This window comes from Pseudomonas sp. PDM21 (assembly GCF_014852505.2).
Taxonomy (GTDB): domain Bacteria; phylum Pseudomonadota; class Gammaproteobacteria; order Pseudomonadales; family Pseudomonadaceae; genus Pseudomonas.
In genome coordinates this window covers 741,096-757,746 of sequence record NZ_CM181223.1, presented here as the reverse complement: position 1 = coordinate 757,746, position 16,651 = coordinate 741,096, and the positions used below count along the sequence as shown (strand labels likewise).

The following is a 16,651-nucleotide window of genomic DNA, read 5'->3' as shown; positions in this document are numbered from 1 at the left end:
AAGATGAGCGAAGACCGATCGAGCAATGGGCACAAGTCGTGGTTGGACAAGATCACCCAGGCTTTTGCCCATGAGCCGAGAAACCGCCAGGAGCTGCTTGAGCTGCTGCGCGAAGCCCACGACAACAAGCTGCTGGACAGCGAAGCGTTGTCGATCGTCGAAGGCGCGATCCAGGTGGCGGACCTCCAGGTCCGCGACATCATGATCCCGCGCTCGCAGATGATCTCCATCAAGTCGACGCAGAAACCTGCCGACTTCCTCCCGGCCATCATCGAAGCGGCGCACTCGCGCTACCCGGTGATCGGCGAGAGCCTGGACGACATCATGGGCGTCCTGCTGGCCAAGGACCTGCTGCCGCTGATCCTTCACGACCAGAACCACGCCTTCAACATCAAGGACCTGCTGCGCCCGGCCACCTTCGTGCCCGAGTCCAAGCGCCTGAACGTGCTGCTGCGCGAGTTCCGCGCCAACCGCAACCACATGGCCATCGTCATCGACGAATACGGCGGCGTGGCGGGGCTGGTGACCATCGAGGACGTGCTGGAGCAGATCGTCGGCGACATCGAGGACGAGCACGACGTCGAGGAAGACAGCTACATCAAGCCGCTGCCCAGTGGCGACTTCATCGTCAAGGCGCTGACCCCGGTGGAAGCCTTCAACGATTTCTTCGGCGCGGAATTCTCCGACGAGGAATTCGACACCGTCGGCGGCGTGGTGATGAGCGCCTTCGGGCACCTGCCCAAGCGCAACGAAACCACCGAACTGGGCGGCTTCCGCTTCCGCGTGCTGAACGCGGACAGCCGTCGGCTGCACCTGCTGCGCCTCACCCCGCTGCAGGACTGAGCCACCACGCACCCTGTAGGAGCGGGCCATGCCCGCGATCGCGGACAAAGTCCGCTCCTACAGGAGCGCGCGAAACACCCCTCGCTGAATTCCTACAGAAAAACCCTCCGCGTCCTGCAACATCCCGCCGCAGTCAGCTCATGGCTTTTGGCTTTCATCCCCATAGCCTACCGTTCGTCTCTCCATTACTCTTGCGCATCGCTTAACCGCAACAAGGATTTCCGATGCGCTGGATCACCCGCCCCGGCCTGCCAGGCCACCTGCTCGCCCTGGCCGCCGGCGCGCTCACGCCGCTGACCCTGGCCCCGTTCGGCTACTGGCCGCTGGCAGTGCTCTCGCTGGCCCTGTTCTATCTCGGCCTGCGCGGTACCACCGCGGGTTCGGCGCTCTGGCGCGGCTGGTGGTACGGCTTCGGCGCCTTCATCGCCGGCACCAGCTGGATCTACTTCAGCATCCACAACTTCGGTGGTGCGTCCGGGCCACTGGCCGGCTTCCTGGTCGGCGGCTTCAGTGCCGGCGTCGCATTCTTCTTTGCCCTGCCTGCGTGGGTCTGGGCGAAGTTCTTCCGTCGCAACAATGCGCCGGTCAGCGACGCACTGGCCTTCGCTGCGCTGTGGGTGGTGCTGGAGCTGTTCCGCAGCTGGTTCCTCACCGGCTTCCCCTGGCTCTACGCCGGCTACAGCCAGCTGGAAGGCCCGCTGGCCGGCCTCGCCCCGCTGGGCGGCGTCTGGCTGGTGTCCTTCGGCATAGCCCTGACCGGCGCACTGATCATCAACATTCCGGCCCTGACCCGACGCCCGGCGCGCCTGGTCACCGGCCTGGTCCTGCTGATCGCTCCCTGGGCCGTGGGCCTGGGCTACAAGGGTCACGCCTGGACCACCCCGGCCGGCGCACCGCTGAAGGTCGCCGCGTTGCAGGGCAACATCGCCCAGGAAATGAAGTGGGACCCGAAGGCCATCACCCACCAGTTGGAGCTGTACCGCGACCTGACCGCCGAGCAGAACGACGTCGACCTGATCGTCTGGCCGGAAACCGCCGTGCCGGTGCTCAAGGACCAGGCCACCGGCTATCTGGAGATGATCAACGGCGTCGCCGCCGCCAAGAAAACCGCGCTCATCACCGGCGTACCGGTACGCGAGAAGACCACCGAAGGCATTCGCTACTACAACGGCATCACCGTGGTCGGCGAAGGCAGCGGCAACTACCTCAAGCAGAAGCTGGTGCCCTTCGGTGAATACGTCCCGCTGCAGGACCTGCTGCGCGGCCTGATCAGCTTCTTCGACCTGCCCATGTCCGACTTCGCCCGCGGCCCGGCCGATCAGCCGCTGCTCAAGGCCAAGGGCTACTCCGTGGCGCCGTACATCTGCTACGAAGTGGTCTACCCGGAATTCGCCGCCGAACTCGCAGCGCAGAGCCAGTTGCTGTTGACCATCAGCAACGATGCCTGGTTCGGCACCTCCATCGGCCCGCTGCAGCACCTGCAGATGGCGCAGATGCGCGCCCTGGAAGCCGGGCGCTGGATGGTGCGCGGCACCAACAACGGCGTCACCGCGCTGATCGACCCGTTCGGCAAGCTGGCGGTGCAGATTCCGCAGTTCCAGCAAGGCGTGCTGCGTGGCGAAGTGGTCCCGATGCAGGGCCTGACGCCGTATCTGCAGTGGCGCGTCTGGCCGCTGGCGATCCTCAGCGCCGTGCTGCTGGTGTGGGCGCTGGTACGCCGCCGTACGCACCCGGAAGAACGCCGACTGTTCGGCTGATTCCAACGAAAAAGGGCCTCACTGCGAGGCCCTTTTTTTTGGCGGAGGCTAGCGGTAGAACAACCGATAGCCAACCAGCCCGATCGCCTCGTTGAGCAACTGCCCGCTCTGCCAGATCGCCCGCCCTTCCGGCAGCCAGCCGCCCATGGGCACCACGTCGTCCGTGCCGATATAGCCCGAGGGTGCCGGCAGCACTTCCAGCCCTGCTTTCTCGAAGCTCCAGATCGAGCGCGGCATGTGGATGGCACTGGTGACCAGCACCACCCGTTTGACGCCGGCCTCGCGCAACATGTCAGCGCTGAACCGGGCGTTCTCCCAGGTCGTACGGCTGCGTCCCTCTTCCCAGCGCACCGGCACGCCGTAATCGTCCAGCAGGCTCCGCGCCATGATTTGCGCTTCGGAAGGCGGCGTGCCGTAGTGCAGGCCGCCGGACGTCAGCACTGGCAGGCCGCTGGCCTTGGCCAGGCGTGCGGCATAGCGAATACGCTCGCGGGCCATCAGGCCAGGCTGGTCGTCATCCCATGCGCTATCCCCGCGCACCCGACCAGCCCCGAGCACCACGATGGCGTCGGCGCGCTGCGCCAGCCCCGCCCACTCGGTCTGTTTCAGCGCATCCTGCTGCTCCAGCTGGCGTGCGCCCCACTCCACCGTCACCGGCAGGCTCATCACCAGCAGACCGAGGAAACCGGAAAAGAAGCAGAACACCGACAAGCGCGGATAGCGCCGGCGCAGCACGAAGCCCAGGAAGAGCAACAGCAGCAGCAATCCCGGCGGCATGAAAATCTGTTTGAGGATGAAGCGGATAGGCATTGGCGACTCCTTGTCGAGGCGCCAAGCCTAACGGATCGGGGAAATGTCAGCGTGCCTTCGCGTTGCGGAACAACTGCGAGCCACAGGAAGTGCAGGGCAGCACGCCCTGATTGCGGCTCCAGGCCACCGGCGAACCGCACAGCGCGCATTGCAGCTGCTGCGGGCGCGTCACCAGGCGGGGACGGCTGGGCGGTGTGGGTTGGCGCACATGGCGCGACACCCGAGCCGGGGCACGCTCCAGCATGGCGAGCTCCTCCGCCGCGGCATGCCAGCCACGCAGCCAGTTCACATCCTGGTCCAGATAAGCCCTGATCAACTCCATCTCGGCACTGCTCAAACCGCGCAACTCCAGTTCCACGGGGCATTCGTCACGTAGTCGCTCAGCGGTGTCGGCCTCATCCAGGGCCAGCGCGAGCCGTTGCAACAACCGTTCATACAGACCGGAACCCGAAGCACTTGCGCGATGCAGCTCAGCCATCAGTCACCTCAAGACAGGCGGAAACCTCCCGCCCTCAGGCAAAGCTTAGCGGCACACCCCGTGCAACACCGAGCGTGCGACAAACGGCGCGGGCTACCGGCTCGAGTGGGGGTCATGTATGCTACGAGGCTTTCTGTAGCCGCCCGGCCCGGGTCTTCTCAGGGGTCGGTTCAGCGAAAGGGCCACTCGACCTTCCTGGCTGCACAATTCTTTTCCGTACAGGTTCAAATCGCGCCATGCACGAGCAATATCAGCCTCTCGAGATCGAATCCCAGGCCCAGAACTTCTGGAACGAACACAACTCTTTCCGCGTCGACGAAGTCGCCGGCAAGGAGAAGTTCTACTGCCTGTCGATGTTCCCGTATCCGAGCGGCAAGCTACACATGGGGCACGTGCGCAACTACACCATCGGTGACGTGATCAGCCGCTACCACCGCATGCAGGGCAAGAACGTCCTGCAGCCGATGGGCTGGGACGCATTCGGCATGCCGGCGGAAAACGCCGCGATGAAGAACAACGTCGCCCCGGCGGCCTGGACCTACGACAACATCGCCTATATGAAGTCCCAGCTCAACAGCCTGGGCCTGGCGATCGACTGGTCCCGCGAAGTCACCACCTGCAAGCCGGACTACTACCGCTGGGAACAGTGGCTGTTCACCCGCCTGTTCGAGAAGGGCGTGATCTACCGCAAGAACGGTACCGTGAACTGGGACCCGGCGGACCAGACCGTACTGGCCAACGAGCAGGTCATCGACGGCCGTGGCTGGCGTTCGGGCGCGCTGATCGAGAAGCGCGAAATCCCGATGTACTACTTCAAGATCACCGCGTACGCCGAAGAGCTGCTGTCCAGCCTCGACGACCTGCCGGGCTGGCCAGAACAGGTCAAGACCATGCAGCGCAACTGGATCGGCAAGTCCCGCGGCATGGAGATCGCCTTCCCCTATGACCAGGCTTCCATCGGCGAACCGGGCCAGCTGAAGGTCTTCACCACCCGTCCGGACACTCTGATGGGCGCCACCTACGTCGCCGTGGCCGCCGAGCACCCGCTGGCCACTCTGGCCGCCGAGCGCGATCCGTCGCTGCAGGCGTTCATCGACGAGTGCAAGCGCGGCGGCGTCGCCGAAGCCGACATCGCCACCCAGGAGAAGAAAGGCGTCGCCACTTCCCTGTTCGTCGAGCACCCGCTGACTGGCGACAAGCTGCCGGTGTGGATCGCCAACTACGTCCTGATGACCTACGGCGAAGGCGCCGTGATGGCCGTGCCGGGTCACGACGAGCGTGATTTCGAGTTCGCCAACAAATACACCCTGCCGATCCAGCAAGTGATCGCCCAGGTCGATGCCGACAACGACTTCGAATCGACCCTCTGGAAAGAGTGGTACGGCCTGAAGGATGAGAGCGTCATCACCGTCAACTCCGGTAAGTACGATGGCCTCGGCTACCAGGCCGCGTTCGACGCCATTGGCGCCGATCTCGCCGCCAAGAGCCTCGGCCAGCAGCGCACCCAGTTCCGCCTGCGTGACTGGGGCATCAGCCGCCAGCGCTACTGGGGTTGCCCGATCCCCATCATCCATTGCGACACCTGTGGCGACGTGCCGGTCCCGGCCGACCAGCTGCCGGTGGTCCTGCCCGAAGACGTGGTGCCGGACGGCGCCGGTTCGCCGCTGGCCAAACTGCCGTCGTTCTACGAGTGCAGCTGCCCGAAATGCGGCCAGCCGGCCAAGCGCGAAACCGACACCATGGACACCTTCGTCGAGTCCTCCTGGTACTTCGCCCGCTACGCCTGTCCGCAGTTCGAAGAAGGCATGCTGGACAAGAAGGCCGCCAACTACTGGCTGCCGGTCGACCAGTACATCGGCGGCATCGAGCACGCCATCCTCCACCTGCTCTACGCGCGCTTCTTCCACAAGCTGATGCGCGACGAAGGCCTGATCGACTCCGACGAACCGTTCAAGAACCTGCTGACCCAGGGCATGGTGGTCGCCGAGACCTACTACCGCGTCGCCGCCAACGGTGGCAAGGAATGGTTCAACCCGGCGGACGTGGAAGTCGAACGTGATGCCAAGGCCAAGGTCATCGGCGCTCGCCTGAAAACCGACGGACTGCCGGTGGAAATCGGCGGCACCGAGAAGATGTCCAAGTCCAAGAACAACGGCGTGGATCCGCAGGCCATGATCGATGCCTACGGCGCCGACACCTGCCGCCTGTTCATGATGTTCGCCTCGCCGCCGGACATGAGCTGCGAATGGTCCGACTCCGGCATCGAAGGCGCCAACCGCTTCCTGCGCCGCGTCTGGCGTCTGGCCCAGGCCCACGTCAACGCAGGCCCTGCCGGCGCCGTGGACAAATCCGCGCTGGACGACGCACAGAAGGCCATTCACCGCGCCATCCACCTGGCCATCCGCCAGGCCAGCCAGGACGTGGGCCAGCACCACAAATTCAACACCGCCATCGCCGCCGTGATGACCTTGATGAACGTGCTGGAGAAGGCCCCGACCGACTCCGCCGCCGACCGCGCCCTGCTGCAGGAAGGCCTGGAAACTGTCACCCTGTTGCTCGCCCCGATCACCCCGCACATCTGCCATGTGGTCTGGCAGGAGCTGGGCAAGGACGGCGCCGTGATTGACGCCAACTGGCCGCAGGTCGACGAAGCCGCTCTGGTGCAGGACAGCCTGCAACTGGTGGTACAGGTAAACGGCAAGCTGCGCGGCCACATCGAAATGCCCGCCAGCGCCAGCCGCGAGGACGTCGAAGCGGCCGCCCGCGCCAACGAGAACGTGCTGCGCTTCACCGACGGCCTGACCATCCGCAAGGTCATCGTGGTGCCCGGCAAGCTGGTCAATATCGTCGCCAACTAAAAGCAACGCTGGAAAAGACCCATTCGCCCATGGCACCTTCGCCACGGGCATACCGGATCAACAGGAGTGAGGGAAGCTTGATGAAACGTATCCTGACCAGCCTCGCGCTGATCGGCCTGGCCAGCGTGCTGAGCGCCTGCGGTTTCCAACTGCGTGGCCTGGGCGATACGAACTTTGCGCTCAAGGAAATCGACGTGAGCGCGCGCAACGCCTATGGCGACACCGTCACGCAGCTCAAGCAGGTGCTTGAAGGCAGCGGCGTGAAAGTCGTCTCGCGTGCGCCGTACCACCTGATCCTCGCCCGCGAAGACGTGACCCAGCGTAGCGTCAGCTACACCAGTTCGGCGCGCAGCGCAGAAAACGAACTGACCAACACCCTGAGCTACGAGATTCGTGGCACCGACAACCTGCTGCTGCTCGCCAACCAGGTTCAGGTCCGCAAGGTCTACGTGCAGGACGAGAACAACCTGATCGGTTCCGACCAGGAAGCCCAGCAGATTCGTGCCGAAATGCGCCGCGACCTGGTCCAGCAGATGGTTACCCGCCTGCAGATGATCACCCCGGCCCAGCTCGACGACCTGCAGGCCAAGGCAGAAGCCAAGGCCAAGGCCGAAGCGGACGCGATGAAGGCCGCGGACGAGGCTGCCAAGTCTCAGCCGCAGCAATCGCCGATCGAATTCCCGAAAGCGCAGTAAGCGACAAGGGGCCGGCCAACCGGCCCCTTTCTCATTATGAAGCTCAATCCCGGACAACTCGCCAAACACCTGCAAGGCAATCTCGCGCCCGTCTACGTCGTCAGCGGCGACGAACCGTTGCTCTGTCAGGAAGCCTGCGACGCCATCCGCACCGCCTGCCGCCAGCGCGATTTTGGCGAACGCCAGGTATTCAACGCCGAAGCCAACTTCGACTGGGGCCAGTTGCTCGAAGCCGGCGCCAGCCTCTCGCTGTTCGCCGAAAAGCGCCTGATCGAACTGCGCCTGCCCTCCGGCAAGCCCGGCGACAAGGGCGCGGCGATCCTCCAGGAGTACCTGCAGCGCCCGCCGGAAGACACCGTCCTGCTGGTCAGCCTGCCCAAGCTCGACGGCAGCACGCAGAAGACCAAATGGGCCAAGGCCCTGATCGACGGCAATGCCGCCCAGTTCATCCAGATCTGGCCTATCGACGTACACCAGCTGCCGCAGTGGATTCGCCAGCGCCTGTCCCAGGCCGGCCTCGCCGCCAGCCAGGAAGCCGTTGACCTGATTGCCGCGCGCGTCGAAGGCAACCTGCTGGCTGCCGCCCAGGAAATCGAAAAGCTCAAGCTGCTTGCCGACGGCCAGCAGATCGACGCCGATACCGTGCAGGCCGCCGTGGCCGACAGCGCGCGTTTTGACGTCTTCGGTCTGATCGATGCAGCCCTCAACGGCGAAGCCGCCCACTGCCTGCGAATGCTTGAGGGCCTGCGCGGCGAAGGCGTCGAGCCACCGGTGATCCTCTGGGCCCTGGCCCGGGAAGTCCGCGTGCTCGCCAGCCTCGCTCAGCAGTTCAGCCAGGGTATACCGCTGGACAAGGCCTTCAGCCAGTGTCGCCCGCCCATCTGGGACAAGCGCCGCCCGCTGATGAGCAAGGCTCTGCAGCGGCATACCGCGCAGCGCTGGAACCAGATGCTGCAGGACGCCCAGCTGATCGATGCGCAGATCAAGGGGCAGGCACCCGGCAACGTCTGGAACAGCCTCGCCCGCCTCGCCCTGCTGGTCGCAGGGCAGCGCATCGGCCTGCCTTCGGCCTGACCTCAGCCGTTACGTGCCGGCCACGCCCGCGCTAGCGCCCATCGGACGCTCCTACAACAATCCATACAGATCACCTGCAGGAGCGATGAGCGCTGTCTCACTCCCACTCCCGTACCTGGCGTACCTCCACACAGCCCAGCCGCCCCGGTGGAATCTTCGCGGCGATGCGCTCAGCCTCCGCCATGCTCTGCGCCTCGATCAGGTAGAAGCCGCCCAACTGCTCCCGCGTCTCGGCAAACGGCCCGTCGGTAACGACTAGCTTTTCCCCCTGCCCACGCAATGTGCGCCCCGTTGGCGTCGGCAGCAGCGCGTTGGCCGCAAGGTAATTCCCGCTGCGCCGCAGCTGTTCGCTGTAGGTCATGCAGTCGTCAACGATGCCACACAGCTCAGCCTCCGGCAGCTCGGCCGCCTTGCGCTCGTCGAAGTAGATCATGCAGAGAAACTTCATCGCCCTTGTCCTCGTTCTTGTCCGTTTTATCAGAAAGGTCCGTCGTCCCAGCGTAGCCCCGAACGCCGCGCGCTTGCCGTGGCCCGCCTGCCGGTGGACCAGCGGCATGGACAAGCGTGCCAGATAGGCGGAAGATGCGCGCGCCGGCAACGGCGCCGGCCTCAACGAGGAAAGTCAGATGGCGAAGAAATCCAAACGGCCAAACAAGGCCAAGTCTGTGGTCGCACAGCCCCTGTTCCGCAGCCGCCAGGAACAGCCGCTCAAAGGCAAAGGCAGCTACCGCCGCGAAGCCTCCCGAAATTGGGAGGCTTCTTCGCTTCTGGCGGCCTGAAATCTTCAGAAAACCTGAACCACCCCCGCCCTTTAGCTTTCAACCGGACAGCCAAGCCCTGGAGGTCCTCACAATGAAAGCCCCGCTGATCCTCGCCATCCTCGCCCTTCCCTTCAGCCTGTCCGCCCATGCGTTCTGCTCCGACCAGGAAGCCGAAGCCAAGGGCAAGCAAGTCGCCGCCAAGGTCACCGAAGTCACCCGCAGCGATCCCCAGCGCGCACAGAAGCTCAATGAAAAACTCGCGGAAATGAAGAAGTCTCGCTCCAGCGAACAGCGCCCGGACGACTGCGCCGCCTATGACGACATGCTGAAGGAACTGAACCAGAGCGCGCCGAAGGTTGATCAGGAAACCGGCAACACGCCCAAGCAGTAGCGCGCCAGTCCTGCAGGAGCGAGCTACGCCCGCGATCGCGCCCATGGGGCGCTCCTGCATGGATATTCTGTTTCACCGCCCAGCAGATGTTTCCGTCCCGGGGGAATTTTCCCGCAGCCGCGTCATCGAATTTGCACACCCGCCGCATCTGCACAACGCAGACGCGTCACAGCGGCCATGTTAAGGTGGCCCCTCCCCTGCCAGTTCCCGAGGAGAGCAATGCGCAAGCCTGTTTCACCTGTTGTCGGCCAACGCTGCCTGCTCGTCGCCGCCCTGTCCCTGGCCAGCTTCGGTCTGCTGACCTCCTGTACCGAGCCGCCGCCCAAGGGCGCCGCCGCTGCACACATACAACCCACGCAGAGCTTCGCCCAGTGGCGCGATGGCTTCCGCACGCAGGCGCTGGCCGCCGGCATCCGTGCGCAGACCTTCGACACCGCGTTCGAAGGTATTGAGCCGGACGACTCCGTCGTCACCGCCGACCGCAGCCAGCCCGAGTTCAGCCGCCCCGTCTGGCAGTATCTGGAAAGCGCTGTCTCCCCCGCGCGAGTGCGCAACGGCCAAGACCGTCTGCAGCAGAACAACGAGGTGCTGCAACGCATTGACAGCACCTACGACGTGGACCGCGAAACCGTCGTGGCCATCTGGGGCATGGAGAGTAATTTCGGCCAGCAGATGGGCAGCAAGAACGTCATCCGCTCCCTGGCCACCCTGGCCTATGAAGGCCGGCGCCCGGACTTCGGCCGCGACCAGTTGATCGCCGCGCTGCAGATCCTCCAGCACGGCGACGTGCCGCCCGGCAACATGATCGGCTCCTGGGCCGGCGCCATGGGCCAGACCCAGTTCATCCCGACCACCTACAACCAGTACGCCGTAGACTTCGACGGCGACGGGCGGCGCGACATCTGGGGCTCATCCTCCGACGCCCTGGCCTCCACCGCCAACTACCTGAAGACTTCCGGCTGGCAGCGAGGGCAGACCTGGGGCTTCGAAGTACGCCTGCCACAGGGCTTCGACTACGCCCTGGCGGAGATGAGCATTCAAAAGCCCATGGCCGAATGGCTACGTCTGGGCGTGCGGCCTGCCAGTGGCACCCTGCCTTCGGACCCGCAGGCCAGCGTCTCACTGGTGCTGCCGGCAGGCTATCGCGGCCCTGGGTTCCTGGTGACAGACAACTTCCGCGCCATCCTCAAGTACAACAACTCCACCTCCTACGCCCTCGCAGTAGGCCTGTTGGCCGACAGTTTCAAAGGTGGCGGCCAGTTGGCAGGGCGCTGGCCGGTGGAAGACGCCCCACTGAGCCGCAGTGAGCGCATCGAGCTGCAACAGACCCTGGCCGACCGCGGCCTGGCACCCGGTACAGCGGACGGCATCATCGGCGCTAATACGCGCAAGGCGATCCGTGCCTTCCAGCAGTCCATCGAGCAACCTGCCGACGGCTACCCTACCCCGGCACTGCTACGGCAATTGCGCAACACGAATTGACTAAGGCAGGAAAAGGCGCCCGAAGGCGCCTTGGTCCTTGCCGTGCCCGACGCCCAAGACTCAAGAGACTAACAACACTTAGAAGCGCTCCATCTTTTAGCAATTGAATACTTACTCCTTTCGCACTACCAGGACTTGCCAACACAGAACCAACAGTCGACGTACCGTTCATCCGCACGAAAACAACCGTCTGGATCACGCACTCCTGCAACTGAATATGAAACCCGGTTTCCTTGGCTGTTGAACCTACACTGGGGAAATCCACCAGGGCGGATCTATCCAGAAGGACAGTCTATTTCGCAGCTCCTAAGGAAACTGTGCAAGTCGGCGCTATAAACTGAAAATGAACGGGACTAGTTATCTGACTGCCAAATTTCCAGGTGCACTGCCCAAATGTGCCGCCCGGTATACACCCCCAAGTTTCCGTCCTGATATCCGAAGCGCACGAGACTCTCCTGGAAGACTCCAGGGGCCAGTGAGATGTTAGTGCGCACCAAATCAAGCTTGTAGGTATAGACTGCGGTCGAACTGGCTGCTGCCTTGGTGTGTTGAGCATTCTGACCGTAGTTATCCCCAGCACTCCTCCCATAGCTGGTGGGCCTGATTATCAGTCCGTCAGGCAAGTACATGCGGCACCCCAAACCTTGCAGACTTATCCCGTAGCTATTCGAAATCTTCTACCCATCCTGCAGAGGCGATTGAGGGGTGTAGTTCATTGCCCGGAAATCATTGACTACTCCAGCGCCGGCGCAATTAACTGTCAGCGTGGCGATCGCGAAACCTGGCCGACAGGAGTGGTTTTGCTGATGAACACGACTGCCGGGGCAATTGGGCTTGCCACTACATTTCCGGAACAATAAGCAAAAGACTCCCCACTAGTAACCAGCAGCGGCAGCGGCAGCGGCAGCGGCAGCATGCGACCTAAGATTTTACCGAGAGAGAGCCGGCAGGCTACAGCCAAGTCCAAGAGGACTCGAACATATTCTGGAGCGGCTTTCACAAAGAGAAAACCACTGATTTGAATACTGTCTTTTCGGGTGCCTGCTTCATTAAAGTTGGTTCTGAGCCAATGCAGATTTACCCAACACAGTCCGGCAGGTCGCATCCGTCTTCATAAAAGGGGCGTCCTTCTTAGCACCAGCCGGCAGTTGATAGTTGATCTGACAGCGCTGGCCGGAGCCCTCGCCCCACTTGACCATCAGTTCTCCCGTGGAGGCCAGGCCCCGCAAGAAAACACGGCCGCCCTGCCCCACCATGGACAGGCTGTTACCTTTGGCATCCAGTACTTCGGCACCAAGAGGGATGACTTCGCCGTCGTCGCGCTTCACTGTCATCAGCACAGGCGCACCGGTCACTGTCGGGTACTTGAGCATGACGATGGAGCCGAAGCGCGGCGCCACACTTTGGGAAGTGACCTGCAGTTCGACATCCTCGGAGGTGCCCTTGGGGTCGGTCTCGATGTCGTTCTGACGGTAGGGGGTCAGCCCCCCCACGACGGCATAGCCGTTGCCAGCCACCTTGGCGCCGACGTTGGAGTTGATGGCCGCACCTTCGGCGCCCTTGGCTTCGAGAACGGCCAGGGTCTCCCCCTGGTTCTGGCTGAAGTTGACACCGCCAGGGTGCACGACGATCGCGCCGCGCGCGCCCACACCTGCCTGCTTGTAGCCGTCGCCACCACTGGCGTTGGCGTTGTAGACGGCGTAGGGCGAGTTGTAGGTGACGCTGCCACCGCCGTTGTACTTGCGATCGCTATCGACCTTGTTGCCAGAGCCATACACGGAATAGCTGAGCTGGCGCTGTTCGCCCGTGGTACCACTGAGAGTGGTCTGCACATTGTTGTTCTTGCTGTCGGTGACGTTGAGGTTGGTCGTCAGCGACAGAGGGTTGTCACTGTCCGTGCCGATCGGGATGTTGACGCTGAGCATGTAGGTGTTCTGGTAGTCGCTGCGGCTCAGGTTGTCATTCCAGTCGCTTCTGCCGTTGTTGACCGAGCTGCCAATGCTGGTTCGCGACGCACTCAGGTTGACGGTTCCCCAGTTGAAACCGGTGCTGTAGCCAGCCTGGAAACTGGTGTCGGTGTCGCTGCGGTTCCAATAGTTCTGCTTGGATCCGCTGACGTACAAGGAGCTGCGCTCGCCGACCGGTTGGTTGAGCGTCAATTGGTAGCGGTTGCGCTGGCGGTCGAACTCGTACTTCTCGCTGAGGCGGCCCCACACCTGGGCGTAATCCTGCAGGCTCAGGTAGTTTTCACTGTTGAAGCGGTAGGCGGCAATGGTCATGTTGGTGGAGGTGGCCTCCAGCAACTTGCTGTAGGTCAGCCGGTAACTCTGGCCACTCATGTCGGACTTGATGCCATAGCGATCGGTCGGCAGGTCGGTGGCGCGCGACTGGGTGACGTCCGCCGCCAATGCCCCCAGCGCGGTACTGAAGGCGAGGCCTCCCTGGGCGGCCTGGTAGGAGTTGGCAACGATGCCGCCGGTGTAAGCCGTCATGAAATTGTTGAGGCCGTACTGGTAGGTGCCCTGGCCAAAGTTGGGTTCGCGATCGAGGGTCTTGTCGTGGTACTGGCCCGCTGTCGCGCTGTAGCGGGACACGCCCGGACGGACCAGTTGTCCGACGGAGGCATAGGGCACCAGGAATGACTTCACACGGCCGTCAGCTTCGGTGACCTCTACTGTCAGGTCTCCGGCGTAGCCGGTGTTGAACAGGTCGTTGATCTCAAATGGGCCTGGCGCCACGGTGGTTTCGTAGATGACGCTCTCACCTTGCTTGATCCGTACCCGCGCATTGGTTTCCGCTACACCGCGAATATCCGGCGCGAATCCGCGTTGGGAGTCCGGCAGCATCCGGTCGTCGCTGCCCAGTTGGACGCCGGTGAAAGGCACGGAGTCGAACAGGTCACTGGGAGTGTAGTACTGGCCCGCGGTGAACTGGGACTTCAGGCTGGTGACATCGCGCTGGGCATAGGTACTGATGGGCTGGTAGCTGCTCTGCGTCGGGCTGCCATCGGTCTTGCCATGGTTATAGGTACCGTTGTAACGCAGGCGCCAATCCGCCAGGTTCATGCCAGCGTTGATGCCGGCATAGGCTTGGGTGGAGTCGGAGCCCTGACTGTCGGTGCGATACAGGTTGGTGTCGTAGTTGAGGAAACCGGCGGCGACTCCGCCGTCCCATTGCGACGGGTCAACGTAGCCGCGGACCTGACGGCCAACGTAGAGCTGCGGAATGGACACACGGGCCGTCAGTTCGGAGAGGTCGACGTCGATCTTGCCGTCCGGAACGGCAGCGGCGAAGTCGACGCAGTCACCGGTGACGAGCTTCTGGTTCTCCACGGGCAACTTGCTGACAGCGACGCCCAGCTCAGGGAGTTGCGCCGCCTTGACGCAATATCGAGAGGTCGCATCCTTGCCGCTGCCATTGGCTACGGCAGTTATCGGCATACGACCGATCCAGGAATCATTGACGTAGACGTCCAGCCGGTAGGTGCCCGGCTCCACCGGCGTGCCATTCTCGAATCGCGAGACATCCACGCTGGGGGTGCTACCGCCATTGTCGAAGAAGTTGGGGTTGAACGCGGCGAAGGAAGGGGAATCATGGCGAGTGCCTGAGGATGCTCCCTTATTGGCAGGCTCTGCAGCCATAACAGCGCCACTCCCTAGCATCAGCAAGGCGCTCACTACCAGTCTGCAGCCAACGGCCACCGGTGAGGCTGCATGCTCTGCGACGGCGGCAGCCAGCGATGATCGCCTGAACTGCTGGAAGTATGTGCCTTGCTTCAGATCCATGGTTTTCTCCAGTGGTCCGCCATTCTCAGGACGAACGAATCCTCGCCGCGCGGAGTGCCAGGCGGCGGAACCTAGTGAGGTTGAATGCAACTGGCCGGACTCAATCCGGCCATGCTCAGGTAGCAGCTATCAGAGGGCGCTCTCGTACTGGCTCAATGCGCCGTAGTCCGTCACCCACTGGTAATCAACCTTGGCGCCTGCACCCGGGTGACCCGTGAGGCTCGGCAAAGGGAAGTCCATGCTGCTGCCCGGTGCGAGCATCTTCACGTCGTCCTTGCGCACGTCGTAACTCCTGCCGTCGGCGACAAGCTGAACGCTGGCAAGGGAGACGTGGAATGCCGTGCTATTGCGAGCGCGGATCACGTAACCACTACCGGCCTGGACGACCGACCAGGTCAGGCTTTCCGCAGCCTGGTTCGGGTTGCCCTCCAGACCGTCAGGGCGATAGAAGATCTTCATTCGCGAACGCACGGCAACCTGCAGGAAGTTGGACTCCTGATCCTTTGGCATGGGAGGAACGTCCAGCACGTTCAGCCAGAATACGGTCTCCTGCTTTTTGGAAGCAGCATCATCGCCGGTGTAGACCAGACGCAGAGTCTGCCCCTTCTTGGCCTCGACACGAGTGATGGGGGGCGTGATCAGGAACGGGCCATCGGCCTTATCGGCGGTAAGTTTCTCGTTGCCCCTGTCGACCCAGGCCTGCACCAGGGAGGGCTGTTCGCCAATATTGGTCATCTTGATGGAGACCTCCCGATCTTTGGCGGGATAGACGACACGGGAGCCCTGGATCACGATGCCTGCCTGAGCCAGGCCGCACCAGAAGGTCGCCACGCTCAGGCAACCGGCGAACCAGAAGGATTTTGAAGTCAGACTTGCCATTGCACGATCACCTTAGAAGACCGGAGGAGGCCCGAGATGGAACGCCTCCCCCGGGTATTGCCAACCGCGAGCGTCGAGATCGACGCAGACCGATTAGTAGGTCAGGGTCCAGTAACCGACGGTCTGCAGCTTGCCAGCGGTGGCGGAGCCAGCCTGGGAGTAGTACTGCGCCATGTACTTCAGGGTGGCGCTGCCATCGGCGGCCGGAGTGAACTTGTAACCGGCGTCGGTGTTGATGTTGATGGCGGTGCCAGTCGGGTCGAGCAGACGAACGGTGGCGTTGGTACCGGTGACGGTATTCAACAGAGTGCCAGCGCTGTCGACCCGACCGGTGATTTCCCACTTGGCAGTGGTGGCGCTGACCGGGCAGTTGGTCAGGCTGAAGGTGAACGGGGTATTGCCTGCCCAGCTATTGGCGCCGGCGAGGGCGCTCTTGTTGACGGTCGGCAGGGTCACGTCGACGACGGCGGAGCCTTGCTTGCCGTTTACTTCACAAGTCTGGTCCAGCACCTCGCCGTTGAAGTTGACCTGTGCGTCATAGGCGAAGGCGCCAACGGAAGCGGAGGAGAGAATTGCAACTACGAGCAGCTTTTTCATGTTGTTCACTCAGCAGTGTGGTCGGGATGCCGGGGGCCTCGTTCCCAATCGATTCGGGCCACATTGGTGCTCCCCATGGCATTGCGCGCCGCCAGGAACAATGGCGAGCGACCCTGTGAATTCTGCTGATGACACAACGTTTCGGCTGTCAGTCGAGACGCTAATACCGCCGGGAATAGTCCGAATGAAAAAGGGGAATTCCTACACATCAGGAACCAGGATGACGGGGTGAGCGAAGTGG

The 16,651-nt window shown here is 63.0% G+C and carries 14 protein-coding genes; 8 read left to right on the top strand and 6 right to left on the bottom strand.

Going from position 1 to position 16,651, the window contains the following annotated elements; genetic code table 11:
- The first annotated feature begins 3 nt into the window (after nt 1-3).
- A complete protein-coding gene (locus IB275_RS03725) occupies nt 4-843 on the top strand; it encodes a CorC family transporter (protein WP_015475436.1) in 840 nt (279 codons plus the stop codon).
- 224 nt (nt 844-1,067) lie between these two features.
- On the top strand, nt 1,068-2,600 hold the full coding sequence (lnt, locus tag IB275_RS03720) for an apolipoprotein N-acyltransferase (protein ID WP_192290474.1): 1,533 nt from the start codon (nt 1,068-1,070) through the stop codon (nt 2,598-2,600).
- 48 nt (nt 2,601-2,648) lie between these two features.
- Here the strand turns inward: lnt and IB275_RS03715 are convergent, their stop codons facing one another.
- Both IB275_RS03715 and IB275_RS03710 read right to left on the bottom strand, forming a co-directional pair.
- Nucleotides 2,649-3,410 (bottom strand): YdcF family protein, encoded by a 762-nt coding sequence (locus IB275_RS03715; protein ID WP_192290476.1) that lies wholly within the window; start codon nt 3,408-3,410, stop codon nt 2,649-2,651.
- A gap of 46 nt (nt 3,411-3,456) precedes the next feature.
- Nucleotides 3,457-3,888 carry a hypothetical protein gene (locus IB275_RS03710; protein WP_192290478.1) on the bottom strand — a complete coding sequence of 144 codons (432 nt, stop codon included), beginning with the start codon at nt 3,886-3,888 and terminating at the stop codon, nt 3,457-3,459.
- Between the two features lie 236 nt (nt 3,889-4,124).
- Here IB275_RS03710 and leuS point away from each other — a divergent pair, with 236 nt between their 5' ends.
- The 3 genes from leuS (at nt 4,125) to holA (ending at nt 8,515) form a co-directional block, all read left to right on the top strand.
- The gene (leuS, locus tag IB275_RS03705) at nt 4,125-6,746 is read left to right on the top strand and encodes a leucine--tRNA ligase (RefSeq protein ID WP_192290480.1); all 2,622 of its coding nucleotides are present in this window, start codon (nt 4,125-4,127) and stop codon (nt 6,744-6,746) included.
- Nucleotides 6,747-6,826: 80 nt separating this feature from the next.
- On the top strand, nt 6,827-7,441 hold the full coding sequence (locus IB275_RS03700) for an LPS-assembly lipoprotein LptE (RefSeq protein ID WP_192290482.1): 615 nt from the start codon (nt 6,827-6,829) through the stop codon (nt 7,439-7,441).
- 36 nt (nt 7,442-7,477) lie between these two features.
- The gene (gene holA, locus IB275_RS03695) at nt 7,478-8,515 is read left to right on the top strand and encodes a DNA polymerase III subunit delta (RefSeq protein WP_192290484.1); all 1,038 of its coding nucleotides are present in this window, start codon (nt 7,478-7,480) and stop codon (nt 8,513-8,515) included.
- A gap of 97 nt (nt 8,516-8,612) precedes the next feature.
- Here holA and IB275_RS03690 read toward each other — a convergent pair whose 3' ends face one another.
- Nucleotides 8,613-8,963 carry a YciI family protein gene (locus IB275_RS03690; protein ID WP_192290486.1) on the bottom strand — a complete coding sequence of 117 codons (351 nt, stop codon included), beginning with the start codon at nt 8,961-8,963 and terminating at the stop codon, nt 8,613-8,615.
- Nucleotides 8,964-9,141: 178 nt separating this feature from the next.
- Between IB275_RS03690 and arfA the strand changes: the two genes are divergently transcribed.
- From arfA to IB275_RS03675, 3 genes are all read left to right on the top strand, one after another.
- Entirely contained in the window at nt 9,142-9,294 is a 153-nt protein-coding gene (arfA, locus tag IB275_RS03685; RefSeq protein ID WP_192290487.1) for an alternative ribosome rescue factor ArfA, read from the top strand.
- 73 nt (nt 9,295-9,367) lie between these two features.
- Nucleotides 9,368-9,667, top strand: coding sequence for a hypothetical protein (locus tag IB275_RS03680; protein WP_192290489.1), 300 nt, complete (start codon nt 9,368-9,370; stop codon nt 9,665-9,667).
- Between the two features lie 219 nt (nt 9,668-9,886).
- A complete protein-coding gene (locus IB275_RS03675; RefSeq protein WP_192290491.1) occupies nt 9,887-11,149 on the top strand; it encodes a lytic murein transglycosylase in 1,263 nt (420 codons plus the stop codon).
- 1,049 nt (nt 11,150-12,198) lie between these two features.
- Here the strand turns inward: IB275_RS03675 and IB275_RS03670 are convergent.
- From IB275_RS03670 to IB275_RS03660, 3 genes are all read right to left on the bottom strand, one after another.
- Nucleotides 12,199-14,790 carry a fimbria/pilus outer membrane usher protein gene (locus tag IB275_RS03670; RefSeq protein ID WP_225607852.1) on the bottom strand — a complete coding sequence of 864 codons (2,592 nt, stop codon included), beginning with the start codon at nt 14,788-14,790 and terminating at the stop codon, nt 12,199-12,201.
- Between the two features lie 273 nt (nt 14,791-15,063).
- Nucleotides 15,064-15,813 (bottom strand): fimbrial biogenesis chaperone, encoded by a 750-nt coding sequence (locus IB275_RS03665; RefSeq protein WP_192290495.1) that lies wholly within the window; start codon nt 15,811-15,813, stop codon nt 15,064-15,066.
- Nucleotides 15,814-15,906: 93 nt separating this feature from the next.
- Complete coding sequence (locus IB275_RS03660) at nt 15,907-16,410, bottom strand: fimbrial protein (RefSeq protein WP_192290497.1); 504 nt, start codon at nt 16,408-16,410, stop codon at nt 15,907-15,909.
- Nucleotides 16,411-16,651: the final 241 nt, after the last annotated feature.

What these genes read in the sequence shown, in the direction of transcription:
- holA (WP_192290484.1), top strand. Translation starts at nt 7,478, where the DNA reads ATGAAGCTCAATCCCGGACAACTCGCCAAACACCTGCAAGGCAATCTC.
- arfA (WP_192290487.1), top strand. Translation starts at nt 9,142, where the DNA reads ATGGCGAAGAAATCCAAACGGCCAAACAAGGCCAAGTCTGTGGTCGCA.
- IB275_RS03690 (WP_192290486.1), bottom strand. Translation starts at nt 8,963, where the DNA reads ATGAAGTTTCTCTGCATGATCTACTTCGACGAGCGCAAGGCGGCCGAG.
- lnt (WP_192290474.1), top strand. Translation starts at nt 1,068, where the DNA reads ATGCGCTGGATCACCCGCCCCGGCCTGCCAGGCCACCTGCTCGCCCTG.
- IB275_RS03725 (WP_015475436.1), top strand. Translation starts at nt 4, where the DNA reads ATGAGCGAAGACCGATCGAGCAATGGGCACAAGTCGTGGTTGGACAAG.
- IB275_RS03680 (WP_192290489.1), top strand. Translation starts at nt 9,368, where the DNA reads ATGAAAGCCCCGCTGATCCTCGCCATCCTCGCCCTTCCCTTCAGCCTG.
- IB275_RS03660 (WP_192290497.1), bottom strand. Translation starts at nt 16,410, where the DNA reads ATGAAAAAGCTGCTCGTAGTTGCAATTCTCTCCTCCGCTTCCGTTGGC.
- IB275_RS03710 (WP_192290478.1), bottom strand. Translation starts at nt 3,888, where the DNA reads ATGGCTGAGCTGCATCGCGCAAGTGCTTCGGGTTCCGGTCTGTATGAA.
- leuS (WP_192290480.1), top strand. Translation starts at nt 4,125, where the DNA reads ATGCACGAGCAATATCAGCCTCTCGAGATCGAATCCCAGGCCCAGAAC.
- IB275_RS03670 (WP_225607852.1), bottom strand. Translation starts at nt 14,790, where the DNA reads ATGGCTGCAGAGCCTGCCAATAAGGGAGCATCCTCAGGCACTCGCCAT.
- IB275_RS03715 (WP_192290476.1), bottom strand. Translation starts at nt 3,410, where the DNA reads ATGCCTATCCGCTTCATCCTCAAACAGATTTTCATGCCGCCGGGATTG.
- IB275_RS03675 (WP_192290491.1), top strand. Translation starts at nt 9,887, where the DNA reads ATGCGCAAGCCTGTTTCACCTGTTGTCGGCCAACGCTGCCTGCTCGTC.
- IB275_RS03665 (WP_192290495.1), bottom strand. Translation starts at nt 15,813, where the DNA reads ATGGCAAGTCTGACTTCAAAATCCTTCTGGTTCGCCGGTTGCCTGAGC.
- IB275_RS03700 (WP_192290482.1), top strand. Translation starts at nt 6,827, where the DNA reads ATGAAACGTATCCTGACCAGCCTCGCGCTGATCGGCCTGGCCAGCGTG.